Below are 23,613 nucleotides of genomic sequence, written 5' to 3'. Positions count from 1 at the left end.
GCCAAGCATTTAAAACGGATGTTATGTATCAACCTGTCGCGTTATTTATCGGTCTGCGCTACATGCGCGGACGTGCTTCGGACCGCTTCGGGCGGTTTGTCTCCTGGTTATCCACTATTGGCATTACCCTCGGGGTGATGGCGTTAGTGACCGTGCTGTCAGTGATGAACGGTTTTGAGAAAGATCTGGAAGGTAACATTCTGGGTCTGATGCCGCAGGCGTTAATCACCACGCCGGGAGGGTCTCTCGACCCTCAAAAAATCACGCATGAACAAGTCTCGGCGCTGAAAAGCGTTAATAGCGCTGTGCCACTGACCACCGGTGATGTCGTGCTGCAAAGTCCCGGCAGCGTCGCGGTGGGGGTAATGCTCGGTGTGGATCCTGACCAGAAGGATCCGCTGGCAAAATACTTAATTGGGGTTGCCCAGCAGGAACTTCAACCCGGTAAATACAACGTGATTCTTGGCGATCAACTGGCGCAACAGTTAAAAGTGCGTCGCGGCGATCAGTTACGTCTGATGGTCACCAGCGTCAGCCAGTTTACACCGGTCGGTCGCGTCCCGAGCCAGCGCTTGTTCAATGTTATCGGCACCTTCTCCGCCAACAGCGAAGTGGATGGTTACCAGATGCTGGTCAATATTCAGGATGCCTCCCGGCTGATGCTGTATCCGAAAGGTAACGTGACCGGCTGGCGTTTGTTCCTCGACAAACCACTGGACGTCGACAGTCTGAGTACGCAAAAACTGCCTGACGGTGCCAGCTGGAAAGACTGGCGGGAACGTCGCGGCGAATTGTTCCAGGCGGTGCGCATGGAGAAAAATATGATGGGGCTGCTGCTGAGCCTGATCGTCGCCGTCGCTGCGTTTAACATTATTACGTCACTGGGACTGCTGGTGATGGAGAAACAAGCCGAAGTGGCCATTTTGCAAACGCAGGGCTTAAGCCGCCGCCAGATTATGGCGCTGTTTATGGTGCAGGGTGCCAGTGCAGGTGTGATTGGCGCATTGCTCGGGGCCGTGCTGGGTGTGGTGCTTGCCACTCAGCTGAATACGATTATGCCCGCTATCGGGCTGATGCTTGATGGCGCATCGCTGCCGGTCGATATCGAACCGGTTCAGGTAGTGGTCATTGCGCTCGTCGCGATGGTCATCGCCTTATTATCTACGCTTTATCCTTCCTGGCGCGCTGCTGCCACCCATCCCGCAGAGGCTTTACGTTATGAGTAATTCTTTATTATTGCAGTGTGAAAACCTCTGTAAGACTTATCAGGAAGGCAAAATGCACACCGATGTGCTGCGTGACGTAAGTTTTGCCATGCAGCCAGGTGAGATGATGGCGATTGTCGGGACGTCCGGTTCCGGCAAAAGTACGTTACTGCATTTGCTGGGCGGGCTGGATTCCCCGACGTCCGGTGAAGTGATTTTCAAAGGTCAGTCGCTGAACGGCATGTCTTCATCGGCGAAATCAGAATTGCGCAACCGTGAACTGGGCTTCATCTATCAGTTCCACCATTTGCTGCCGGATTTCACCGCGCTGGAAAACGTGGCGATGCCGCTGCTGATCGGCAAAAAGAAACCCGCAGAAGTTCAGGAGCGGGCGATGGCGATGCTCGAAGCGGTGGGTTTGCAACATCGCAGCAATCACCGTCCTTCCGAGCTTTCCGGCGGTGAACGCCAGCGCGTGGCGATTGCCCGTGCACTGGTGAATAATCCCTCGCTGGTGTTGGCCGATGAACCCACCGGTAACCTTGATCAGCGTAATGCCGACAGCATTTTCGAACTGCTCGGCGAACTGAATATGCGTCAAGGAACAGCATTTCTGGTGGTGACGCATGATCTGCAACTTGCAAACCGCCTGACGCGTCAGCTGGAAATGCGTGACGGCAAGCTGCAACAGGATTCGATGTTGCTGGGAGCGAAGTAATGTCAGGCATTCCGTTTTCATTATTGATTGGTCTGCGGTTTAGCCGTGGCCGCCGTCGCAGCGGCATGGTGTCGCTGATTTCGGTGATTTCAACCTTAGGCATTGCGCTGGGTGTGGCAGTGCTGATCGTCGGCCTCAGTGCCATGAATGGTTTTGAACGTGAGCTGAAAGAACGTGTCCTGGCGGTCGTGCCGCACGGCGAGATCCGCCCGGTCAATCAGCCGTTCAACAACTGGCAGGATGTGCTGGATCGTGTGGAGAAAGTGCCGGGAATAGTGGCGGCAGCGCCCTATATCCAGTTCAACGGCCTGATTGAGCACGGAGCCAAACTGCGTGCCATTCAGCTGAAAGGCGTTGACCCACAGAGTGAACCGCGCGTCAGTGCTGCGCCGAAATTTGTGCAGAATAATGCCTGGCAGAGTTTTAAAGCCGGTCAGCAGCAACTGATCCTTGGTAAAGGCGTGGCGGATGCCGTGGGCGTGAAACAGGGCGACTGGGTGACGGTGATGATCCCGAACAGCGACCCGGAGATGAAGCTGTTACAGCCAAAACGTATTCGCCTGCAGGTAGCTGGTATTTTGCAGCTCAGCGGACAACTTGATCACAGCCTTGGCATGGTGCCTCTGGCCGATGCCCAGCAATATCAGGATATGGGCAGCAGCGTGACCGGTATTGATATCAAAGTGAACGATGTCTTTGCCGCCCAGAAACTGGTGCATGATGCCGGGAAAGTGACGCAGGCTTACGTTTATATCAGCAGCTGGATCGGGACGTATGGCTATATGTACCGGGACATCCAGATGGTGCGCGCTATCATGTATATGGCGATGGTGCTGGTGATTGGCGTTGCCTGTTTTAATATCGTCTCGACGCTGGTGATGGCAGTAAAAGATAAAAGCAGTGATATCGCAATTTTACGCACTTTGGGTGCAAAAGACGGCCTTATCCGCGCGGTCTTCATCTGGTACGGTTTACTGGCAGGCCTGGTGGGCAGCGTGGCGGGGGTGGTGATCGGCGTGATCGCAGCTTTCCAGCTGACGAATATCGTCAATGCGTTGCAAAAACTGACCGGTCATCAGTTCCTGTCGGGCGATATTTATTTCATTGACTTCCTGCCTTCTGAAGTTCACTGGCTGGATGTGGCGGGTGTACTGCTCACTGCGCTGGTACTGAGTCTGCTGGCAAGCTGGTATCCGGCACGCCGTGCAAGTCGTATCGATCCTGCCCGCGTACTCAGTGGCGGCCAGTAATCTATTTAAACGAAGTTTTAATCAGACACAGAGAGTAAGGAGCATTTCATGCGCACACGTCATCGTCTGTGTCGGTTTCGCAAAAATAAGCGTATTCGCCATCAGCGATTCCGGTCAAATATCTTCCACCGGGATTCGATGGCGGCTGCATCGCTGAAGAAACCGTTTGTTGTGGTGCTGACCGGCGCAGGGATTTCCGCCGAATCGGGCATTCGTACTTTCCGCGCTGCCGACGGGTTGTGGGAAGAACACCGTGTCGAGGATGTGGCGACGCCGGAAGGTTATCGCCGTGATCCTGAACTTGTGCAGCGTTTTTATAATGAGCGCCGCCGCCAGTTGCAGGCTGAAGATCTCAAACCTAACGCCGCACATTCCGCGCTGGCCACGCTGGAAGAAGCACTCGGCGACAACTTCCTGCTGGTCACACAAAATATCGATAACCTGCACGAACGCGCGGGCAGTTCACGTGTTATTCACATGCACGGTGAATTACTGAAAGTGCGTTGTACACAGTCAGGGCAGGTGCTGGACTGGCCAGGCGATCTGACTGTGGATGACCGCTGCCATTGCTGTCAGTTTCCGGCACCGCTGCGCCCGCACATTGTCTGGTTTGGGGAAATGCCTTTTGGTATGGACGAAATTTACGATGCACTGGCTAAGGCCGATTTCTTTGTCGCTATCGGTACGTCAGGCCACGTTTATCCGGCTGCCGGATTTGTTCATGAGGCGCGCATTGGGGGGGCCTGTGCTGTTGAGCTGAATCTTGAGCCGAGTCAGGTTGAAAGTGAATTTGATATGAAGCACTACGGACTGGCGAGCCAGATCGTCCCGGAATTTGTCCATAAGTTCCTGACTAAGAAAGACCAGGCCTGGTGAACACCAGGCTTTTTTTACTGTTCCCGCCAAAAAATTGCGCCTGCCCCAAAGACATATCTCGTTAAACTTGGTGAAAAATGACCTGACGCAATATTCAGGGTTTTCATGCTGCGCATAATAAAACCCAGCCGCCAGAGGATATCCCAATGAATAAGTTGCTTGATCGTTTTCTTCATTATGTTTCTTTCGATACTCAGTCTAAGCCCAATGTTAAGCACACGCCCAGTACTGAAGGGCAACTCAGGCTGGCCCAGGCCTTGCGTAATGAGCTGACTGAACTGGGTTTTTCGCAGGTTACGCTCAGTGATAAAGGTTGTGTAATGGCCACCTTGCCGGGCAATGTCGCCTGGAATGTGCCGGTAATCGGTTTTATTTCCCATCTGGATACCGCACCTGATTTCACAGCGAAACATGTCAATCCACAGATTGTAGAAAATTACCGTGGCGGAGATATCGCGCTGGGTAATGGCGATGAAATATTATCGCCGGTGATGTTCCCGGTATTACACCAGCTTCTCGGCCATACGATTATTACTACGGATGGCAAAACGTTGCTGGGGTCTGATGATAAATCCGGTATTGCTGAAATTATTACCGCGATGGTCCGGCTGAAAAACAGCAATATTCCCCACGGGCCGGTACGCATTGCCTTTACGCCGGATGAAGAAATCGGCAAAGGTGCGCAGAGTTTTGATATTTCGGCCTTTGGCGCGCAGTGGGCTTACACCGTCGATGGTGGTGGCGTGGGCGAACTGGAGTTTGAAAACTTTAACGCGGCCTCGGCCACTATTAAAATTGTCGGCAACAACGTACACCCGGGCAGCGCCAAAGGGGTGATGGTAAATGCATTATCACTGGCAACCCGTTTTCACAACGAACTGCCGGTGGAAGAAACACCTGAACATACTGAAGGTTACGAGGGTTTTTATCACCTGACGACCATCAAGGGCAATGTTGAACGCGCAGAAATGCATTACATCATCCGTGACTTTGACAAGACGCAGTTCGAAGCCCGTAAGCAAAAAATTATCGATATCGCACATGTGGTCGGCAAAGGCCTGCACCGCGACTGCTATATTGAAGTGACGCTCGACGATCATTATTACAATATGCGCGACAAAGTGGCCGGGCATCCGCACATTATTGCGCTGGCGCAGCAGGCGATGAAAGATTGCGATATTGAGCCAGTCATGAAGCCAATCCGCGGCGGCACTGATGGCGCCCAACTTTCTTTCCGCGGTTTGCCTTGTCCGAATATTTTTACCGGTGGATATAATTTCCACGGTAAACATGAATTTGTTACGCTCGAAGGGATGGAAAAAGCCGTCTCGGTGATTATGCGTATTGCGGAACTGACGGCGAATAAATCTCAATAAGTCCAGGTCAGCCTTTGAGTTATAAATTTTAACAATATAAGGCTGTTTATCTTTTCTTGATTACCCCCCTCTGGTTTCCTTGTCATTATGGCGAAATATAAATTATCTAAATATATTTTGGGGTTGCATGTCTAATTTGTATTTTTTTCTCATATCCCATGCCTGTAAGATACGCTTTTTATTTTTAAGGATTTAAAGCAATGGACGCAACGGATATAAGAGAATTACGAGATTTTGTGAAAATACGCACCTTCACACCAGAAACAAGCTCACGATATAGTGCCTGGGTATTAATCTGGTATCCGCATGCAGGGAGTGCAGGTCATGCGTCAATGTTTATTGGTGATATTTTAGAAACCAGCCTTTATGTCAGTTGGTGACCAGAGGCAGGAGACGCTAAAAAAGTCTTGTTCGGTAAATTTCCTTCCAGAATAAGCGCTCATGGAAATGCCGATTTAACCACTTACCGGTCTGATGCCTATGCTGAAGGCGGGCTCCCCGATGTGATTTACGGATTAATGAATCTGAATGAGCACATGATGAAAATGGCCTGGTATGACATTTGCCATAAACAAGGGGGATCCTCATTTCGTACTGTAGGGAAGAATTGTGCCGATATAGTTGGTCGGGTTATTAATGCAGGGCTGGTCCGTTCATCGTTACGTGCAAAGGCCTTTGACTACATGCAGGGAGGGTTTTTACCCTGTACGCCTAAGCGCATAGGGATAGCTTGTAATTATCTTAGAGATAAAAATATGGCTGTAAAAATAAGTTTGCATGCCAAGTCACTGAACCTTAATCCTTTAAAATTCATTTTTCGGCTTAGATGAACTGACCGGGAATTATTTTAATCGTTCAATTCCGTGTAAAACCATCTGGCTTCCATCTGCCTCGTTACCCTGTGTGGTGATGATACATCTGTCAGGCATCTTCACCGCACGGAACGAAAGTTGGAGGGTAAAAATGCTGCGATTTTTATCCACCATCAAAATATCGTTATTTCTGAGAATGATATTTGTAATATTTGCCTGAGTAATGAGTCTGATCATGCCATTGCTGGAGATATAGAAACGTGTATCGGTTTTATTTCTGTCCAGAGAAACCATGGCGATTTTCCATTTAGTGCTATCACTGGCCTTCCAGTCGTCGACGGCACCAAAAAAATCCGGGAAAATGCCCTGATGTAAGAAAGAGGAAAGTGAACCAATATGCTCCTGAATCCATTCGTTTTGCGGTTCAAGGATCTGAGCTGAGAAGTTTAATTTTGATTTAATCTCATTGCCGGGTACCGATATTTTTTTATTATTAATATAATAATGCATACGGGAAATATCAGCCAGCATACTGGGGTTCATTACTGATTTTCCAAACTTACTTATATCCCTGGCAATGTTTCCGTTGATGGTATTGAAGAGTTTATGCGTGATTTCAGGAGATATGTTAAGCGTCAGGTTGCAATCAGTGTGTTGTAATGGATGTGTTGTGATTTTATTTCCGGAAAAATGTGATGGGATAGGATGAACTTTATTTTTCTCGAAAAATTTTGTAAAAAACATGGTTTGCCTTTCATCATTATAGGGGAATAGAGGGTCTGTAAAGGCAGTATAAAATTAAAAGTAACCTGTGACTATTACCAACTCCTTATTCATCGGTTAAACTATATTAATATGGAAATGTTAACTTCATTAATACATACAGGATACCGGGTACCCTGTATGTATCTTAATGATAAATGTCCGTTGATATCAATCGTTAAAATACCAGTAACCGCTGTTGACCAGTGCAGACAGCAGGGCGAGGAAGGACGGGTCGTCCAGCGCATTGCCGAGCATTTCTTTCGTTACGGTTTTATGGCGTGCAATGGCATCTACCGCACCGATATGTTCAGTGGTTATTGCTTCACCGTTAACGTAGCAGGTATCCCCCACGCGCAGGACGCGCAGGCCCCCCAAACGCTCCAGGGTTTCACCTGACTCCAGCAGTTCATAAATTTCCCCGGCCTGATAAGGAGGCTCCGGTGGCGCCAGATCCAGTTCATGACGAGACTGGGAAATAAATTCTCCGAACCAGTTATTGAAATGCGCCGGATTACCAATCAAATCCAGCATCATGGAACGCAGTTTATTCAGTTCGGCAGGCTGTACTTCAGCCGGATGCTCACGTTCAACCAGTTCCGGATCGCTGTAACGGTGGCTGCCCAGTTCACGGGAAAGCACATAATCGGCAAAACCGCTGACCATCTCACGGGCGTTTGGTGCGCGAAAACCCACAGAATAATTGAGGGAATTTTCCAGTGAATAGCCGTCATGAGGGAAGCCCGGCGGAATATAAACGATATCGCCGGGTTCCAGTTCTTCATCGATAATGGCATCGAAGGGTTCAACCTGTAATAAATCAGGATGCGGGCAATGTTGTTTCATCGCGACTTTTTCGCCTACACGCCAGCGACGGCGGCCGGTACCCTGAATGATAAATACGTCGTACTGATCCAAATGGGGACCTACGCCACCGCCAGGCACCGAGAAGGAAATCATTAAATCATCCATGCGCCAGTCAGGAATGTGGCGGAATGGCGTCATCAGATGAGAAGAGGGCTCATGCCAGTGATCGACAGCCTGCACCAGCACCGACCAGCCTGTTTCCCCCAGATGGTCATAACTCTCAAAGGGCCCGTGGCTGACATTCCACTTACCGTCCTGATTGCTCACCAGACGGCTGTCCACTTCATTTTCCATTGCCAGACCGGCCAGCTCGTCCGGAGAAATCGGATCGACGAAATTTTTAAAGCCGCGCTTTAATACGACCGGGCGCTTTTGCCAGTAACGCTGCAGGAAATCATTCCAGTCTAGGTCGAGTTGGTAATCCATAGTATTTCCCTTGCATTAAATGGAGGGTGATAAAGAAGTGCGGAGTCTGTAAATGATTATAACGGAAGGTGTTGCAGCTGAGTGGGGCAATTGCCAGCAAATTTTGCACAATGGATAAGATTGCGCCGAAATTTGCTGGCAAAGTAGTCGGGGGAGAACGTTACTCCAGTTCAATGCCTTGTTGCAGACCAAAACAGACGTGCATGCTGGCGCCGCCAAGCGGGCTGTCACCGATGATAATTTTGCCATCGTACTGTTCGATGATGTCGTTGGCGAGCGATAACCCCAGACCTTGTCCCGGACGCAAGGTATCGGCACGCTGCCCGCGTTGGAAAATCACTTCGCGTTTGCTGTCCGGAATGCCCGGGCCATCGTCCTCAATCAGGATCACCAGCTGATTTTCGGTGTGCACGGCGCTGATTTCGACAAACTCAAGGCAGTACTTACAGGCGTTATCAATGACGTTGCCCATGACTTCCATGAAGTCATTTTTTTCGCCCACAAAGGTAATTTCCGGTGAAATATCCACTGTGATCACCACCCCTTTACGCTGATAAACCTTATTCAGTGCTGAACATAATCCGTCAAGGATCGCCGGGACGGAGTGAACTTCACGGATCAGCAGGTTTTGTTCAGAGCGCAATGTCGCACGATGCAGGTAATAACCAATCTGCTGCGAGATGCGGCTGATTTGCTCAAGCATGACCGGCTCAGCATCTTCGATGGTCATCTGTTTACCATTTCGCAGTGCACGCAGGGTAGACTGCAATACGGCCAGCGGTGTTTTCAGGCTGTGCGTCAGGTCCGCCAGCGTGGTGCGGTAACGATCATAACGGCCGCGTTCGCCATGCAGCAAAATATTCAGATTACGCACCAGACCGCGCAGTTCGCGTGGCGGGTTTTCATCAAGCGACTCACGCTCGTGAGTTTCCAGTTCGGCGACCTGATGAATCAGCTCTTTGATGGGCCGCAGGCTCCAGTAAGCGGCCAGCCATAACAGCGGCACAACCAGCAACAGGTTCGCCAGTAATACATAACTGAACCATTCCCAGACCAGATCAGAGCGCTGCAGTTCCTGCGGAATGGTATCGACCACCACGATGTTCAGCGCCGGCAGACGAGATGTCGCATTGTAGGTATTGACCGCAATGGAGTGGGTCATCGCGTTGGCGTCGGTATCGTCATAATCCTTCAGCTTATCCTGCGCTTTCGGGTTATTCCCCAGTACTTCACTGCTGATTTGTGTATCGGTATCCAGCTCATAAAAGCCAGGTTTGTTCATCCATGCTTTATCAATATGCGCTTCGAGTTCAGGGATGCGGCGCTCAGCCCACAATAATTTCCCTTCGTCGTCGTAAATAAACACCAGCGTTGGCGTGTTAAGGTCGAGATCAGGCGGAACATTGATAGTCAGTTTGCCGTCGCGCCACTGCGCAAGGCTGAAGAAAAGGTTACTTTCGCCGCGCAGGAGACGGTAGGCGGTTTTGTCGAAACTCACCATATAACCGACCACTGCCACCAGCCCGTAGGCCAGCGACAGGGTAAGCACCACCGCCGCGGTTGCCATCATAAAGCGGACGCGAAGGGAGAAGGGGTTCCGGGTACGACGTCCTTTCATGAAGCGTCCTTTGAATATGTCGATGATTATGACCTGATGTCGAAACGGTAACCCTGACCGCGCACGGTCGTTATCACATCAACCGGATGTTCTGCCTGCAATTTTTTACGCAGACGGCCCATCAGAACATCGACAGTATGACTCTCACGCAACTCGGCATCCGGATAAAGCTGAAGCATCAGCGAATCCTTGCTGACCACTTTTCCTGCATTGCGGATCAACGTTTCAATAATCGTGTATTCGAAAGCGGTCAGTTTAATTGGCTGTTCATTTACGGTCAGTTCGCGACGTGACAGATCAATCTGGAAAGGTTGCAGCGTGATCACCTGAGAAGCGAGGCCGCTGTTACGGCGCATCAGCGCCTGCATACGCGCCAGGACCTCTTCCAGATGGAATGGCTTAGTGACGTAATCATCCGCACCGGCCTCCAGCACTGCCACTTTATCCTGCCAGCTTTCGCGGGCGGTCAGGACCAGAATCGGCAGATTGGTCTGATGACTGCGCCAGCGGCGGATCAGGCTCAGGCCGTCTTCGCCTGGTAAACCAAGGTCAACAATGGCGATATCGGGCGCATGCTCATGCAGGAAATAGTCTGCTTCTTTGGCATCTTCCGCCGCATCGACCTGATGGCCCATTTCCCGCAACTGTACGGAGAGGTGATGACGTAACAGTGCATTATCTTCAATGACTAAAATCCGCATGGTAATTCCTTATCCTGACAGCGCGAAAAATGGTTTAAATATTCTGCATGCGATTGTAAATGATTCAGAAACACTTTAATCAACCTCAGGTCAACACAGGTGTGCCGAACATCAACAAAACCTAAACGAATTATAAGCAGCTTTGTGCAGGAACGGGATTAAAAAAGGCGGCCCGCAGGCCGCCTCTGGTACAACACTTTAAAAACTTACTTCAGTTCGTCAACCATGGTGGTGGCGCGACCAATGTAGTTACCCGGCGTCATGGCTTTCAGACGTACTTTCTCGTCTTCCGGTAATTCAAGTGAATCGATAAATGCCTGCATGCCGGCGGCATCAACACGTTTACCGCGTGTCAGTTCTTTCAGCTTCTCGTAAGGTTTTTCGATGCCATAACGGCGCATCACGGTCTGGATTGGCTCAGCCAGCACTTCCCAGTTGTGATCCAGTTCGTTTGCCAGATTTGCTTCGTTTACTTCCAGCTTGCTGACGCCTTTCATGGTCGCCTGATAAGCGATAAGTGCATAGCCCAGACCGACACCGAGGTTGCGCAGTACCGTGGAATCCGTCAGATCACGCTGCCAGCGTGATACAGGCAATTTGCTGGCCAGATGCTGTAATACAGCATTGGACAGACCGAGGTTGCCTTCGGAGTTTTCGAAGTCGATCGGGTTTACTTTGTGCGGCATCGTGGACGAACCGATTTCACCCGCGATGGTACGTTGTTTGAAGTGGTTCAGGGCAATGTAACCCCAGATATCGCGGTCAAAGTCGATCAGGATAGTGTTGAAACGTGCCACGCAGTCAAACAGCTCGGCGATGTAATCATGCGGCTCGATCTGAGTAGTGTACGGATTCCAGGTAATCCCCAGAGAAGTCACGAACTCTTCGCTAAACTGATGCCAGTTAACTTCCGGGTAAGCCACGATGTGGGCATTGTAGTTGCCGACAGCACCGTTGATTTTGCCGAGGATTTCGACATTTTGCAGTTGTTTAAACTGACGGTTCATACGGTAGGCGACGTTAGCCAGTTCTTTACCAATGGTCGATGGCGTTGCTGGCTGGCCGTGGGTACGGGACAGCAGCGGAATGTCGCGGTATTTATGTGCCAGGTCTTTTACGGCATCAATAATTTGCTTCCAGTAGGGCAGCACTACATCCTGACGGGCGGTTTGCAACATCAGCGCATGGGACAGATTATTGATGTCTTCAGAAGTACAGGCGAAGTGAATGAATTCCGATACCGCGTGCAGGGCCGGGACCGTTGCCACCTTTTCTTTCAGGAAATATTCAACCGCTTTCACATCATGGTTGGTAGTTTTTTCGATATCTTTAATGCGTTGTGCGTCATTAACATCGAAGTCTGCCACAATCTTGTCGAGGAAAGCGTTTGCGTCGGCATCAAAAGCAGGAACTTCCTTGATTTCTGCACAGGCTGCCAGTTTTTGCAGCCAACGTACTTCAACCTGCACACGGAATTTCAGCAGGCCAAATTCGCTGAAAATAGTACGCAGCGCGCTGACTTTATCACCGTAGCGTCCATCAACGGGGGAAACGGCGGTCAGTGAGGATAATTCCATCGGTAGCAACTCCTGGGATCTTATTAACAATGAGCGAGAATATTCTTCGCCTGTTCAAACAAGCGATTACGGGAAAACATCAGTTGCAGACGACCACCGCCCACCTGGTGCCACAGCACCGCGGAGCGAATGCCGGCCAGTAAAATGGCGCGGACCTTTGCCTGCACTTGTGAATTTTGCAAAATGGCCGGTGAACCGGTCACCTGAATGCGGGGACCGGCCGGGCTGACCACATCGACATAAATCGAGGCCAGAGAGCTTATCATCGTTTCAGATTCCAGTTCGAAATGTGCCAGCTGGCGATCGAGCTGATCGATACGTTCACCGAGCTGATTCATGGCGGCTTTGTTGGCGTAGAGCTTGCGCTCAAGCACCATCAGGCTTAATGCGTAACGTGTTAATTCAGCGCCAGGCCCCTGACGGTTGGCGTTCAGCACGCCCAGTAATGTCTCGAGTCCCATCTTCAGATTGGCTTCATTATTACCGTACACCGCCAGCGTAGATGCCGGGTTCATCTCCAGCAGGCTGCGCAGTGAAACTGACATCTCTTCCTGTGAGCAATGACCTTCATGTGCCAGTTGCTGGACCAGGCGTGCTGCCTGACAGATCCCCGCCAAAGCCAGCGTAATGTCATAATAATTTTTAGCCACGTTTACTCCTGTAAGCGTTTTTGAAACGATGAGACGCGGTGACAAAGAAAATAGTCCGAATTCATGGCGACAGATCATGCCATAAAACTGGCCCTAAACACAGTTCGGAATCAGCGCGGAGCGTCACTGTCGGGCAGAAATAAAGCGGGACGCCTGAAAGCGTCCCGTATTCAATCACATAATCGTGAAATATCAGACCTGAAGCGGCAGGCGCTGTTCAATCACGCCCCCGCCGAGACATACGTCACCGAGGTAAAACACTGCGGACTGACCCGGCGTGACAGCGGCAACCGGTGCATTGAAACGCACCTCGATGCGGTCATCACCGAGCGGCGTGACTGTGCACGGGATATCTTCCTGGCGGTAACGGGTTTTCACCGTGCAGGTGAGCGGGGCGGTCAGCGTTTTGCGGTCCACCCAGTGTAGCTGTTGGGCAATCAGACCAACATTCATCAGGCGCGGATGCTCATGGCCTTGTGCGACGTAAAGAATGTTGTTTTCGACATCCTTCTCAACGGTGTACCAGGGCTCTTCGCTGCCGTCTTTCTGCCCGCCGATGCCCAGACCTTTACGCTGACCGAGCGTGTGGTACATCAGACCCTGATGTTGTCCCATTACCTGACCGTCAACGCTTTTGATAACCCCCGGTTGCGCCGGTAAATAGCGCCCGAGGAAATCACGGAATTTACGCTCACCGATGAAGCAGATCCCCGTAGAATCTTTTTTCTTTGCGGTGATTAAATCCAGTTCTTCGGCGATGCGGCGGACTTCCGGTTTTTCCAGCTCACCGACCGGGAACAGACTTTGTGCGACCTGTTCATGACCGAGCGTGTAGAGGAAATAACTCTGATCCTTATTGCTATCAACGCCGCGCAGCAAATGGCTGACACCGTCAATATCCTGGCGGCGAACATAGTGACCGGTCGCGATGTAATCGGCGCCCAGATCCTCAGCCGCAAATTCCAGGAAGGCTTTAAATTTTATTTCCTTATTGCACAGAATATCCGGGTTTGGTGTACGTCCGGCTTTGTATTCTTCAAGGAATAATTCGAACACGTTGTCCCAATATTCCGCCGCGAAATTCACAGTGTGCAATTCAATGCCAAGCTTGTCGCACACGGCCTGCGCATCGGCAAGGTCTGTGGCTGCTGTGCAATACTCTTCGTCGTCATCCTCTTCCCAATTTTTCATGAAGAGGCCCTCGACCTGATAACCTTGCTGTTGGAGAAGGTAGGCAGAGACAGAGGAATCGACACCGCCGGACATCCCGACGATCACTTTTTTCTGGCTGTTGTCAGACATAATAGTCCCGAAACACATGAATTAATTGCCCGGTACTGACGGTGTTTTTCGGATGCTTGTCCCACGAGGATGAAGGCCGCGCGCAACTAAAACATCACAAAAACCCGAACACCACAGAAACCCGAACAGAGAGATACTGCTTTCCAACGGTTTCCCACGAGGGAAATCGTGAAGCGCGAAATTTTATCACGTCGGGCCGGTTGCTGCACCGCTGATTAAGCGCGTGACAACAACCGGACGAGGGGAGTTATTCCGGCAGGTTGAAATTATGGAGGATTTCCAGCGGATAACGTGGCGATTGTTGGTAACAGCGGATGCTTTCCGCCACCAGCGGGGAGCGCAGTTGCGCAGACGCGATAATTTCTTCAGCAGTAACCCAGCGGCACTGATCGATATCATCGTCCTGCGGCGCCGTTTCCCTAATTTCAGGCAAATCAATCACAAAGGCGAAACGCAGGAAAGGCGTGCCGTCCGGTGCCTGCCACTGATGTAATCCCAGGAAAGACTGCGGCTCGGCGTGGATGCCGGTTTCCTCGTACAGTTCGCGTTTTGCAGCGCTGACTAAGGTTTCATTGGCTTCAAGATGGCCGGCAGGCTGATTCCAGGTGACTTTGCCGTGAATGGTTTCCTCGACAACCAGAAACTTTCCCTGTGCCTGAACGATGCAGGCGACAGTAACGTGCGGTTTAAACATGTGGAATTTCCTTCCATTGGCCGGGTTGTAAATCGCCGAGGGTAAACTCGCCCATGCTATAGCGGATCAGACGCAGCGTCGGAAAACCGATATGGGCCGTCATGCGACGCACCTGACGATTTCTTCCCTCGTATAACGTGATTTTCAGCCACGTTGTCGGAATAGATTTGCGCTCGCGGATCGGCGGATTACGTGCCCACAGCCATGCTGGTTGATCGACAATTTCTGCCCCGGCGGGGAGTGTCGGCCCGTCTTTAAGCGTAATGCCTTCGCGTAATGCTTTCACTGCTGTGTCATCCGGTTCGCCCTCGACCTGGACAAAGTAAATCTTACCGGTGCGTTTACCCGGTTGGGTCAGTGCAGCCTGCAGTTTGCCATCGTTGGTCAGCACCAGTAAACCTTCGCTGTCCCGATCCAGACGGCCTGCGGCATAAACTTCTGTTAATGAAATGTAATCTTTAAGTGTTGCCCGACCCGCCTCATCAGTGAATTGTGGCAACACATCGAACGGTTTATTGAAAAGAATCACCTTTCTGGGCCCTTTTGAGGCAGATTGTTCTTTGGCAGGCCTTTTGCTGAAACGTTTAACGTTGTGATTTTTAAAAGATAGCGGGTTCATAGGCATTGAAGTTAGAGAGAATTAGCGCATTATACTTGAAAAATGTTTCGGATTGGCTAGCGAGAAATATTCGAGTAATATCGACCGGCATCTTACAAATTTTTAACAAAAATGCGCTCGAAGGAGAGGTTAATGGAAAGCAAAGTAGTGGTTCCGGCTGAAGGTAAAAAGATTACAGTAGACGCTCAGGGTAAACTGGTCATTCCTAATAATCCTGTTATCCCGTTTATCGAAGGTGATGGTATCGGTGTTGACGTAACGCCAGCCATGATCAAAGTCGTTGATGCGGCTGTAGAGAAAGCTTACAAAGGCGAGCGTAAAATCTCCTGGATGGAAATCTATACCGGCGAGAAATCCGTAGAACTGTACGGTAAAGACGTCTGGCTGCCAGAAGAAACCCTTGATCTGATCCGCGATTATCGTGTTGCTATCAAAGGGCCACTGACCACACCTGTTGGCGGCGGCATTCGCTCCCTGAACGTGGCACTTCGCCAGCAACTCGACCTGTATATCTGTCTGCGTCCGGTACGTTATTACACCGGCACGCCAAGCCCGGTTAAACGTCCTGAAGATACTGACATGGTGATCTTCCGTGAGAACTCCGAAGATATCTATGCAGGTATCGAGTGGAAAGCCGGTTCTGCTGAAGCCGATAAGGTGATCAAGTTCCTGCAAGACGAAATGGGCGTGAAGAAAATCCGTTTCCCACAAGATTGTGGTATCGGTATCAAACCTTGCTCCGAAGAAGGCACCAAACGTCTGGTTCGTGCGGCGATTGAATACACCATCACCAATGACCGTGATTCACTGACGCTGGTTCATAAAGGCAACATCATGAAGTTCACCGAAGGTGCCTTCAAGGACTGGGGCTATCAGCTGGCGCGTGAAGAGTTTGGCGGTGAGCTGATCGACGGCGGTCCTTGGGTGAAAATCAAGAACCCGAACAACGGCAAAGACATCATCATTAAAGACGTGATTGCAGATGCATTCCTGCAACAAATCCTGCTGCGCCCTGCTGAATACGACGTGATCGCCTGTATGAACCTGAACGGTGACTACATTTCCGACGCCCTGGCGGCGCAGGTTGGCGGCATCGGTATCGCACCGGGCGCTAACATCGGTTCTGATTGCGCGCTGTTTGAAGCGACTCACGGTACTGCACCGAAATATGCCGGTCAGGACAAAGTGAACCCGGGTTCAATCATCCTTTCCGCAGAAATGATGCTGCGTCATATGGAATGGTTCGAAGCCGCAGACCTGATCGTTAAAGGCATGGAAGGCGCTATCGCCAACAAAACCGTGACTTACGATTTCGAACGTCTGATGGAAGGCGCTAAGCTGCGCAAATGTAGCGAGTTTGCCGACGACATGATCGCCAATATGTAATTGCGAGATTGTTGAAATCGACATCGGGGGCATCGCGCCCCCTTTGTTTTTCATCCCGCCTAAAGTTCTTCTGCAAAACTCTTCTTAAGTTTTCCATCGCTTTAAAAATATAAATAAGAATACGTGAGATTGTGGAAGTGAGGTTTCTAACATAGCTTTAAAAGTGTCATTCACCTCAAGGAAAAACCATCATGTTTACGCGTCGCACATTCCGGATTGCTCTGGCGGCGGTTATTTCTCTGACAGTGCTTACAGCGCCGGTTTTTGCTAATCCCGGCAATGGCAACGGCAACGGCAACGGCAACGGCAACGGCAACGGCAACGGCAACGGCAATAGCCACGGTAATAGCAATGGCAATAACCACGGCAATAAAGCACAGGGAAATGGTAAATCAGCCGAGCACACGGGGAATCGTAAAAATTACGGTAAGCCGGACCATGTCTCGTCAGATATCAGCTTCTCACGTGCCCGTTCACTCGCAATAAATTATGGACTGACCGGATATCAGTCACTACCGCCAGGAATCGCAAAAAACCTGATGCGCGGCAAACCCCTGCCGCCGGGAATCGCCAGGAAAGCGGTTCCTGCCGCAATGCTGAACGAGTTGCCATATTACCCTGGTTATGAATGGCGGGCCGTGGGTGATGATTTAGTTCTGGTTGCCCTGAGTACTGCAATTGTTACTTCGATTATTAATGGCGTATTCGATTAAAATTGACATAACACGCTTTTAAGCCCCGTATTGGACTGCACCCCAAAAGTTGGACACCCAACTGAGTAAGGTGCAGTTTTTTATGCGCACCACGATGAAGGTGACTATGAGGGGATATCCCGTAAAGGGTTTACGCATTAAATCCTACTAAGGCTAAATCAATCATTATCTGAAGAATGTTCCGCTTGCCAGTGAACTTTTTTCGCTACAGATTCAGGCAGATAATGGTTTATTTTTCCTGCCTTATTGTGCATGTGGGGCGGTGGTGATAAATATGAGCCACTTTCTACCACAGGTATGACTTTTTGTTGCGCTCACTCCTTTCCAGCTCTCTGTTCCGTATTGATCTGCGACGCCTGATTCTGATTTTAGCTGTGATGAGTGCCTTTGTGACGTTGGCCAACAGCTTTTATGCCAGTTATCGTGTACAGCGCCAGTTACTGATCGACAATACGCTTGAAGAGAACCGTGTTTATGCGACGAAACTGGCTGCCAGCACGGAACAGTTTCTAAAAAACATGCAAAAACAGCTCGCTTACAGCAGTACAATTGCGGCGGGCCATTTTGACGATCGTGAAATCCTGCAGGCGGAAACGGCTCGACTGAAATACCAGACAGACAGTTTTAACTCTGTCGTGCTGACCAATGCGCAAGGTAAAATTCTGGCCACTTCTCCTGACAGCCTGCAGATGGTCGGCCGTATTTTGAATACGCCCGGAGCTCTTGAAGCACTGAAAGAGCGCCGCCCGCTGATCAGTAAACCTTATATTTCTGCCGCTCAGAATCTGGTGATTGTGATATCGGCACCTATTTTCCACCGCGACGGCAGATACCTCGGCTATATTGCCGGCACCATTTATCTGCGGCAGAAAAGCATTCTGAATGAGTTACTCGGCGAGCATTATTACCGCGATGGTTCCTATATTGCCGTACTCGATAACGAGCGCCGTATTCTCTATCATCCGGATGCGTTTCGTATCGGGGAAGTGCTGAAACCGCGTCCGGTGACGGAAGTGGTAAAACAACATACCAATGGTAGCCTGATGGTCACCAATCTGGCCGGAGAAGCGATGCTGGCCGGTTATGCGGTAGTGCCGTCGTCTGGTTGGGAAATCATTACCCAGAGGCCGACCGATGCGACGCTCAAGCCGCTGGATGGGTTAATGATCAAGGTGCTCAAGCATCTGACACCCCTGGCATTACTGACGCTGATTTGCGTCTGGCTATGCTCGCGTATGATTGCGCATCCGCTCTGGCTGCTGGCACGAAGTGCCAATGAAATGGATAAGCCGGATATTTCGACGAATATCCGTGAAATTCCGTCATGGTATTTTGAATCAACCCAGCTCAAGCGTGCCTTGCTGATGGGTATTAACTTGCTGCAGAAAAAGATTGGCAAGCTCAAGTTTGAAACGCAGACGGATCCGATGACAGGGTTGTTCAACCGGCGCGGGCTGGCGATGACACTGGAATCAGTGATTCAGCAACGCCAGCAGTTTTCGGTTATTGCGCTGGATATTGATCATTTTAAATCCATTAATGACTCGTACGGGCATAACATCGGTGATGAAGTGATTAAATCTCTGGCAGAGCAAATCCGCAATAATGCCCGTGAAAGTGACATTCTCTGCCGCGTTGGCGGAGAAGAGTTCCTGGTTTTACTGCCGGGGGCAGGGCTTGCCGAAGCTGAAATCATTGCAGAACGTTTGCGTCTTAATGTGGAAAAAATGTCCTTGCCGGGTATTCGCCCGATTACCATTTCGTTAGGCGTAGCACATTGCAATCAGCTATCGGGTGAACCTGACGCTTCGCTGAAGAAAGCCGATGAGGCGTTATATAAAGCCAAGCAGGATGGACGTAATCGCATGATTGTTATTCATGAATAAGTAGAAATTCATCTCATCAGGGCACCCGGCGGCCCTGATGCTGTTTATTTAGCCGCTGCAACCTGCTGCTTTTTGGCCTGCGCTGCGAGATGATGCCCGACAGCGCATCCTGCCACCGCGCCGAGTACAGCGTGATGTTTCAGATGACCGACAACGCCTCCCGCCACTGCGCCTTTAAGACATCCTTCCGCCTGAGCAAATGAACTTACTAACATCATGCTGAAAATGGCTATACCCAACATCGTTTTTTTCAACTCAATTCTCCCCAATGAACAAATAATGCTGTCACAGAAAATGTCATAACCCCTGCGGTTTGTCATTTTGCTATCTGTAAGCAGGTACTGCCGCTGTTACTTCTCAGAGAAGATAAACCGTTTGCCGGCGGCTATTGGCGACTTATTGCGGTTACAACTGGCGAAGCGGTTAACGGCATATTGAATAAAGGTTTACTTTATACGTTGAAAGGGAAGGGCTTTATTTTTATTACATCTGCTAGACTTATAGGCAAGTAACCTGCGGAGGTCTGCTCGCTCCGCTGTCTCCGGTTATTTTCCACCCGTGAAGAAGGATGCCGCTATGACGCATCAAGAACAATTGCAGGCCCTGATGGTTCGCATTGACGCGCTGGAACAACGTGAAAGACACCTGACGTATGCTTCTAATGCCTATCAGGCGATTTTGACGACATTACTGGGAATACTGGATAAACCGACTCGTGACCGGGTGATCAGTATGGTCGACCAGGCCCATGACGTAGCTTATGCCAGAGCTAATCTGGAGCAGAAAGGGAATATTCTGGGTGCTGATGATATTACCCAGCGCATTTTCTTATTTGCGCAGGGGCGTGCGGCACAATCCAGGAAGTGAAGGACAGATCATAAATGAATGACTCGTTGCCCGAAAAGGCTGCGAGGTTTTGTAGTGCCGCAGGATCAGCAACGCCGGTCGGCTTTTAGCATATTAATTGCTGCGCCCAGCATGATACGGCGCTGGACACCTGTCGCGCGGGTCAGTTGCTCGTCGAGATAACCAATCAGCGCATCGGCACTCAGAGGCTCACCTCTGTGGCGCATCTGAATGACGCCATCACCGATAATACGCGCCACTTCATCCCAAAGCGGTTGGATCTCACTGTCCGAGAATTTCATAACAGCTCCCGTTTGTGTGATTTACGTACAATCTATCATCTGGGCTGCGCGTGGCAAGTGGGTTAGTGGAAAGACGGGCGGTGCGGAGCATTTGAAAATGCCTCTCCCCGGACAATCCATTGCCGTAAGGAGAGGAAGGCAGATTAATGCTTAATTACATACAAATCTTTGGTGTAAACGTAATTAAGCAGGCTGTCGTTGAATCCCCCTACGTACGGTTTGACCAGACGAGTACTGACGTAATGGTACAAAGGAATGACCGGCGACTGCTCGGTTAATACCTGTTCCGCCTGCTGATAAGCTTTGCCCACGTCCGTTTTGTTCGTGGCTTTTAACGCATCATCGAGTGCCTTATCGTAGGCGGCATTATTGAATTTTGGCGTGTTCTCACTGTTACCCGTGCGCAGGGTATTCAGGAAAGTGGAGGGTTCGTTATAGTCTGCAATCCACGCATAACGCACCACTTCATAGGTACCCTGATGCATGGTATCCAGCATGGTTTTCCATTCCTGATTCTGTAAAACGGCATCGACGCCCAGATTCTTTTTCCACATTGAAGCCGCAGCAATGGCAATGCGCTGATGCGCTTCAGAAGTGTTATACAGCAGGTTGAATTTCAGCGGATGGTTCGGACCAAAACCGGCTTCAGTCAGTAACTTTTTAGCTTCTTCGTTACGCTGTTCCTGTGTCAGGCTGGCTTCTTTAGGTTTGGCAAAAGTAAAACCGCCGGTGTTATCCGGAGAAAGATGCCAGGCTGGGGTTTGCCCCTGACCCATTACTTTACCGGCAATGATCGACTTATCAATCGCCAGATTCAGCGCTTTACGCACGCGAACATCATTAAACGGCGGCTTCTGGGTATTCATCGCATAGTAATAAACGGCCAGATACGGGCTGACATGAACCTGTGAGCCCAGCTCTTTTTTCAGTGAAGCAAACAATGGCGAAGGAACGGTAGACGTGATGTCGATCTCACCGGCCTTATAGCGGTTAACGTCGGCGGTACCGGAAGCAATCGGCAAATACGTGACTTTATTGATGACAGTATGTGCGTTATCCCAGTAGTTCGGGTTACGTACGGCAGTGATACGTTCGTTGACCGTCCACGTATCGAGTTTAAACGGACCACTGCTGATCAGATTGCCTGGCTGAGTCCACTTATCGCCGTATTTTTCCACATCCGCCTGACTGATTGGGGAGAGAGACGGGTGCGCCAGCATGCCGAGAAAATAGGAAAGCGGTTGATCAAGCGTAACTTCCAGCGTCTGCTTATCCAGCGCTTTGATACCCAACTGGTCGGCAGTTTTTTTGCCGGCAATAATGTCGCCGGCATTCAACACGTGCATGCTGCCCAGATAGCTTTCATAAGGTGAAGCGGTTTTCGGGTCGATCAGACGTTGCCAGCTGAAAACGACATCCTGCGCGGTGATGGGCGAACCATCCGACCAGACGATGCCGGGGCGTAAATGGAAGACCCAGGTTTTGTTATCTTTGGTATCCCAGCTAGCCGCGAGTGAAGGTTGCGCATTGCCTTTATTATCGATAGTGACCAGTCCGGTAAAAAGATCGCTGAGGATATTAAATTCCACATCGCTCTCGACTTTATGCGGGTCAAGGGATGCAGGTTCACTGCCATTATTACGGACAATTTCCTGTTTGGCTGCCAGCTCGACACCTGCAGGAACATTTGCAGCGTGCGTGGCGAATGAAGCCATGAAAGTACCGGATAGAAGGAGTGCGAGAGGAAGTTTTTTATAGCACCCATAAGTTTTACGTATCGTCATTGCCATTTCCTGCCCTGTCAATATGGTTAAATATCAATGAGTAACAGGGTATTCATACCTTTCTTCGAGCACTTTAGCAATGATTAAGACATTTTTTGTCTCGCCATGTGAATGCTGACACAAAGGTTCAGTAGTCAGCGTTCTCATGGGCAGGGATCCAGTAACCATCGATAAAATCTTCGATGGGATAACAGCCAGCCTGGCGCAGCCCTTGCTGATGCATAGCGACCGTGCATTGTTTCTGAGTATTAAAGGCATCAACCACTAAGTCTTCACATCCTCCGCCCAGATAACAAATAGTCAAAACAAGTGCGAACATAGCGCCTCTCCTTTTTTGTCATCCTGTTAAGCATAGAACCATTATGCGCCTGGCAACATCCGGCGAGGCGCGTTTGCTGCTTATTTATCCGTATTGTTTAACCGCAAAAACGTAACGATGCAGAAAAGAGAATTTCAGGAAAGAGCGTGATATCCTCGCGGCCATAATTTTTATGAATGACCGTTATGAAAGGAGCAGCTCATGTCCGAGTCTTTGAACAGAGAACAGGAAATCGAATCCGATCTGGTTGCATGCCAGCTGGTAATTAAACAAATACTGGATGTGATTGAAATTATTGCGCCAGCGGAAGTGCGCGAGAAAATGTCTCATCAGCTGAAAAGTATTGATTTCAGCAAGCATCCTGCCGGAGCTGATCCTGTGACAAAGCGTGCTATTGAGAAAGCCATTTCCTTGATCGAGCTGAAATTCACGAAGCACGATAGCTGATAAATCGTTGCCATGCCTGCATTTGCGGGCATGACAACGCTGTACAACGTAAAAATATCCGGCCTATTTATTGTCGACCACTTCACCCACCCGCTTGAAAATGGGGCAGTTTGCCACGCCGATGACGCCACTGTCAGAGTGAATATATTGCGAGCTGACAATTCCTCTTGCTGTTAAGTACTGGCATTTCAGACCCAGCCCTGCAGCATTCTCATTGCTGCCAACTGTCACGCCATAACCCGAGAAAAGAAAAATCGCGTAAATGACGGCCAGCACGATGATGGTTTTAATTATGCCCATTCTGTAACTCCCTAAATCCCTTGTCCTGAACGATTCAGGAGGTTGATAAGCATAGTAGAATTTATTTCCAGGAAAATGTCACTGCAGCAGAATCCTAATCAGCAAAACCGTGAAGATGCTAAAAAAAATTGGCCCCTGAAAAGAGGCCAATAAATTACTGAAGAATGCTATTCAGAC

General features: G+C 50.0%; 26 protein-coding genes. 12 read left to right on the top strand and 14 right to left on the bottom strand.

Features of this window, described 5'->3' with window-relative positions; translation table 11 throughout:
- The first annotated feature begins 23 nt into the window (after positions 1-23).
- The 7 genes from lolC (at position 24) to ETV65_RS05070 (ending at position 6,255) form a co-directional block, all read left to right on the top strand.
- On the top strand, positions 24-1,226 hold the full coding sequence (lolC, locus tag ETV65_RS05100) for a lipoprotein-releasing ABC transporter permease subunit LolC (protein ID WP_129951815.1): 1,203 nt from the start codon (positions 24-26) through the stop codon (positions 1,224-1,226).
- Positions 1,219-1,923: a lipoprotein-releasing ABC transporter ATP-binding protein LolD gene (lolD, locus tag ETV65_RS05095; RefSeq protein ID WP_129951814.1), complete on the top strand. Its 705-nt coding sequence runs from the start codon at positions 1,219-1,221 to the stop codon at positions 1,921-1,923. Before lolC ends, lolD begins: the two co-directional genes overlap by 8 nt.
- Positions 1,923-3,173, top strand: coding sequence for a lipoprotein-releasing ABC transporter permease subunit LolE (gene lolE / locus ETV65_RS05090; RefSeq protein ID WP_129951813.1), 1,251 nt, complete (start codon positions 1,923-1,925; stop codon positions 3,171-3,173). Before lolD ends, lolE begins: the two co-directional genes overlap by 1 nt.
- Before the next feature lie 48 nt (positions 3,174-3,221).
- Complete coding sequence (gene cobB / locus ETV65_RS05085) at positions 3,222-4,049, top strand: Sir2 family NAD+-dependent deacetylase (protein WP_129951812.1); 828 nt, start codon at positions 3,222-3,224, stop codon at positions 4,047-4,049.
- Between the two features lie 146 nt (positions 4,050-4,195).
- Positions 4,196-5,425, top strand: a complete 1,230-nt coding sequence (pepT, locus tag ETV65_RS05080; RefSeq protein ID WP_129951811.1) for a peptidase T — start codon at positions 4,196-4,198, stop codon at positions 5,423-5,425.
- A gap of 200 nt (positions 5,426-5,625) precedes the next feature.
- Positions 5,626-5,805, top strand: coding sequence for a hypothetical protein (locus ETV65_RS05075; RefSeq protein WP_129951810.1), 180 nt, complete (start codon positions 5,626-5,628; stop codon positions 5,803-5,805).
- 27 nt (positions 5,806-5,832) lie between these two features.
- Positions 5,833-6,255 (top strand): hypothetical protein, encoded by a 423-nt coding sequence (locus ETV65_RS05070; RefSeq protein WP_129951809.1) that lies wholly within the window; start codon positions 5,833-5,835, stop codon positions 6,253-6,255.
- A gap of 12 nt (positions 6,256-6,267) precedes the next feature.
- Here the strand turns inward: ETV65_RS05070 and ETV65_RS05065 are convergent, their stop codons facing one another.
- From ETV65_RS05065 to rluE, 9 genes are all read right to left on the bottom strand, one after another.
- Complete coding sequence (locus ETV65_RS05065; RefSeq protein WP_129951808.1) at positions 6,268-6,981, bottom strand: hypothetical protein; 714 nt, start codon at positions 6,979-6,981, stop codon at positions 6,268-6,270.
- 189 nt (positions 6,982-7,170) lie between these two features.
- Positions 7,171-8,292 (bottom strand): cupin domain-containing protein, encoded by a 1,122-nt coding sequence (locus tag ETV65_RS05060; RefSeq protein WP_129951807.1) that lies wholly within the window; start codon positions 8,290-8,292, stop codon positions 7,171-7,173.
- 160 nt (positions 8,293-8,452) lie between these two features.
- Positions 8,453-9,910, bottom strand: coding sequence for a two-component system sensor histidine kinase PhoQ (phoQ, locus tag ETV65_RS05055; RefSeq protein ID WP_129951806.1), 1,458 nt, complete (start codon positions 9,908-9,910; stop codon positions 8,453-8,455).
- A gap of 26 nt (positions 9,911-9,936) precedes the next feature.
- Positions 9,937-10,611, bottom strand: a complete 675-nt coding sequence (gene phoP, locus ETV65_RS05050; protein ID WP_129951805.1) for a two-component system response regulator PhoP — start codon at positions 10,609-10,611, stop codon at positions 9,937-9,939.
- Positions 10,612-10,817: 206 nt separating this feature from the next.
- Positions 10,818-12,188: an adenylosuccinate lyase gene (gene purB / locus ETV65_RS05045; protein ID WP_129951804.1), complete on the bottom strand. Its 1,371-nt coding sequence runs from the start codon at positions 12,186-12,188 to the stop codon at positions 10,818-10,820.
- Positions 12,189-12,211: 23 nt separating this feature from the next.
- A complete protein-coding gene (hflD, locus tag ETV65_RS05040; protein ID WP_015697908.1) occupies positions 12,212-12,838 on the bottom strand; it encodes a high frequency lysogenization protein HflD in 627 nt (208 codons plus the stop codon).
- Between the two features lie 192 nt (positions 12,839-13,030).
- The gene (gene mnmA / locus ETV65_RS05035) at positions 13,031-14,140 is read right to left on the bottom strand and encodes a tRNA 2-thiouridine(34) synthase MnmA (RefSeq protein ID WP_129951803.1); all 1,110 of its coding nucleotides are present in this window, start codon (positions 14,138-14,140) and stop codon (positions 13,031-13,033) included.
- A gap of 247 nt (positions 14,141-14,387) precedes the next feature.
- Positions 14,388-14,834, bottom strand: coding sequence for an NUDIX hydrolase (locus ETV65_RS05030; protein ID WP_129951802.1), 447 nt, complete (start codon positions 14,832-14,834; stop codon positions 14,388-14,390).
- Positions 14,827-15,453, bottom strand: a complete 627-nt coding sequence (rluE, locus tag ETV65_RS05025) for a 23S rRNA pseudouridine(2457) synthase RluE (protein ID WP_129951801.1) — start codon at positions 15,451-15,453, stop codon at positions 14,827-14,829. Before rluE ends, ETV65_RS05030 begins: the two co-directional genes overlap by 8 nt.
- A 132-nt stretch (positions 15,454-15,585) precedes the next feature.
- Between rluE and icd the strand changes: the two genes are divergently transcribed.
- The 3 genes from icd (at position 15,586) to ETV65_RS05010 (ending at position 19,438) form a co-directional block, all read left to right on the top strand.
- Positions 15,586-16,839, top strand: a complete 1,254-nt coding sequence (gene icd, locus ETV65_RS05020; RefSeq protein WP_015697904.1) for an NADP-dependent isocitrate dehydrogenase — start codon at positions 15,586-15,588, stop codon at positions 16,837-16,839.
- Between the two features lie 191 nt (positions 16,840-17,030).
- Positions 17,031-17,552: an anti-virulence regulator CigR family protein gene (locus tag ETV65_RS05015; RefSeq protein WP_129951800.1), complete on the top strand. Its 522-nt coding sequence runs from the start codon at positions 17,031-17,033 to the stop codon at positions 17,550-17,552.
- Between the two features lie 305 nt (positions 17,553-17,857).
- Positions 17,858-19,438 carry a sensor domain-containing diguanylate cyclase gene (locus tag ETV65_RS05010; protein ID WP_235173089.1) on the top strand — a complete coding sequence of 527 codons (1,581 nt, stop codon included), beginning with the start codon at positions 17,858-17,860 and terminating at the stop codon, positions 19,436-19,438.
- 44 nt (positions 19,439-19,482) lie between these two features.
- Here the strand turns inward: ETV65_RS05010 and ETV65_RS05005 are convergent, their stop codons facing one another.
- Positions 19,483-19,692: a hypothetical protein gene (locus ETV65_RS05005; RefSeq protein ID WP_235173088.1), complete on the bottom strand. Its 210-nt coding sequence runs from the start codon at positions 19,690-19,692 to the stop codon at positions 19,483-19,485.
- Positions 19,693-20,014: 322 nt separating this feature from the next.
- On the opposite strand from ETV65_RS05005, the gene ETV65_RS05000 reads away from it, so the two are divergent.
- Positions 20,015-20,305: a hypothetical protein gene (locus ETV65_RS05000; protein WP_129951799.1), complete on the top strand. Its 291-nt coding sequence runs from the start codon at positions 20,015-20,017 to the stop codon at positions 20,303-20,305.
- Between the two features lie 65 nt (positions 20,306-20,370).
- Here ETV65_RS05000 and ETV65_RS04995 read toward each other — a convergent pair whose 3' ends face one another.
- The 3 genes from ETV65_RS04995 to ETV65_RS04985 form a co-directional block, all read right to left on the bottom strand.
- The gene (locus ETV65_RS04995) at positions 20,371-20,586 is read right to left on the bottom strand and encodes a DUF2767 family protein (RefSeq protein ID WP_129951798.1); all 216 of its coding nucleotides are present in this window, start codon (positions 20,584-20,586) and stop codon (positions 20,371-20,373) included.
- A 143-nt stretch (positions 20,587-20,729) separates the two neighbouring features.
- A complete protein-coding gene (locus ETV65_RS04990) occupies positions 20,730-22,301 on the bottom strand; it encodes an ABC transporter substrate-binding protein (RefSeq protein ID WP_235173087.1) in 1,572 nt (523 codons plus the stop codon).
- Between the two features lie 196 nt (positions 22,302-22,497).
- Entirely contained in the window at positions 22,498-22,689 is a 192-nt protein-coding gene (locus ETV65_RS04985; protein ID WP_129951796.1) for a YebW family protein, read from the bottom strand.
- Positions 22,690-22,890: 201 nt separating this feature from the next.
- Between ETV65_RS04985 and ETV65_RS04980 the strand changes: the two genes are divergently transcribed.
- Positions 22,891-23,136, top strand: a complete 246-nt coding sequence (locus ETV65_RS04980) for a DUF2766 family protein (protein WP_015697897.1) — start codon at positions 22,891-22,893, stop codon at positions 23,134-23,136.
- A 63-nt stretch (positions 23,137-23,199) separates the two neighbouring features.
- On the opposite strand, the gene ETV65_RS04975 is transcribed toward ETV65_RS04980, so the two are convergent.
- Complete coding sequence (locus tag ETV65_RS04975) at positions 23,200-23,436, bottom strand: YobH family protein (protein ID WP_129951795.1); 237 nt, start codon at positions 23,434-23,436, stop codon at positions 23,200-23,202.
- Positions 23,437-23,613 lie beyond the last annotated feature (177 nt).

The organism is Rahnella sp. RFA10(1/100) (assembly GCF_004195115.1).
Taxonomy (GTDB): Bacteria; Pseudomonadota; Gammaproteobacteria; order Enterobacterales; family Enterobacteriaceae; genus Rahnella; species Rahnella perminowiae.
This window is presented reverse-complemented; position numbering and strand designations above follow the sequence as displayed.

What these genes read in the sequence shown, in the direction of transcription:
- rluE (WP_129951801.1), bottom strand. Translation starts at nt 15,453, where the DNA reads ATGAACCCGCTATCTTTTAAAAATCACAACGTTAAACGTTTCAGCAAA.
- lolE (WP_129951813.1), top strand. Translation starts at nt 1,923, where the DNA reads ATGTCAGGCATTCCGTTTTCATTATTGATTGGTCTGCGGTTTAGCCGT.
- mnmA (WP_129951803.1), bottom strand. Translation starts at nt 14,140, where the DNA reads ATGTCTGACAACAGCCAGAAAAAAGTGATCGTCGGGATGTCCGGCGGT.
- ETV65_RS05065 (WP_129951808.1), bottom strand. Translation starts at nt 6,981, where the DNA reads ATGTTTTTTACAAAATTTTTCGAGAAAAATAAAGTTCATCCTATCCCA.
- ETV65_RS04990 (WP_235173087.1), bottom strand. Translation starts at nt 22,301, where the DNA reads ATGGCTTCATTCGCCACGCACGCTGCAAATGTTCCTGCAGGTGTCGAG.
- ETV65_RS05000 (WP_129951799.1), top strand. Translation starts at nt 20,015, where the DNA reads ATGACGCATCAAGAACAATTGCAGGCCCTGATGGTTCGCATTGACGCG.
- cobB (WP_129951812.1), top strand. Translation starts at nt 3,222, where the DNA reads ATGCGCACACGTCATCGTCTGTGTCGGTTTCGCAAAAATAAGCGTATT.
- pepT (WP_129951811.1), top strand. Translation starts at nt 4,196, where the DNA reads ATGAATAAGTTGCTTGATCGTTTTCTTCATTATGTTTCTTTCGATACT.
- ETV65_RS05075 (WP_129951810.1), top strand. Translation starts at nt 5,626, where the DNA reads ATGGACGCAACGGATATAAGAGAATTACGAGATTTTGTGAAAATACGC.
- ETV65_RS05030 (WP_129951802.1), bottom strand. Translation starts at nt 14,834, where the DNA reads ATGTTTAAACCGCACGTTACTGTCGCCTGCATCGTTCAGGCACAGGGA.
- ETV65_RS04980 (WP_015697897.1), top strand. Translation starts at nt 22,891, where the DNA reads ATGTCCGAGTCTTTGAACAGAGAACAGGAAATCGAATCCGATCTGGTT.
- ETV65_RS05015 (WP_129951800.1), top strand. Translation starts at nt 17,031, where the DNA reads ATGTTTACGCGTCGCACATTCCGGATTGCTCTGGCGGCGGTTATTTCT.
- phoP (WP_129951805.1), bottom strand. Translation starts at nt 10,611, where the DNA reads ATGCGGATTTTAGTCATTGAAGATAATGCACTGTTACGTCATCACCTC.
- purB (WP_129951804.1), bottom strand. Translation starts at nt 12,188, where the DNA reads ATGGAATTATCCTCACTGACCGCCGTTTCCCCCGTTGATGGACGCTAC.
- lolC (WP_129951815.1), top strand. Translation starts at nt 24, where the DNA reads ATGTATCAACCTGTCGCGTTATTTATCGGTCTGCGCTACATGCGCGGA.
- ETV65_RS04995 (WP_129951798.1), bottom strand. Translation starts at nt 20,586, where the DNA reads ATGAAATTCTCGGACAGTGAGATCCAACCGCTTTGGGATGAAGTGGCG.
- ETV65_RS04975 (WP_129951795.1), bottom strand. Translation starts at nt 23,436, where the DNA reads ATGGGCATAATTAAAACCATCATCGTGCTGGCCGTCATTTACGCGATT.
- phoQ (WP_129951806.1), bottom strand. Translation starts at nt 9,910, where the DNA reads ATGAAAGGACGTCGTACCCGGAACCCCTTCTCCCTTCGCGTCCGCTTT.
- icd (WP_015697904.1), top strand. Translation starts at nt 15,586, where the DNA reads ATGGAAAGCAAAGTAGTGGTTCCGGCTGAAGGTAAAAAGATTACAGTA.
- ETV65_RS04985 (WP_129951796.1), bottom strand. Translation starts at nt 22,689, where the DNA reads ATGTTCGCACTTGTTTTGACTATTTGTTATCTGGGCGGAGGATGTGAA.
- lolD (WP_129951814.1), top strand. Translation starts at nt 1,219, where the DNA reads ATGAGTAATTCTTTATTATTGCAGTGTGAAAACCTCTGTAAGACTTAT.
- ETV65_RS05060 (WP_129951807.1), bottom strand. Translation starts at nt 8,292, where the DNA reads ATGGATTACCAACTCGACCTAGACTGGAATGATTTCCTGCAGCGTTAC.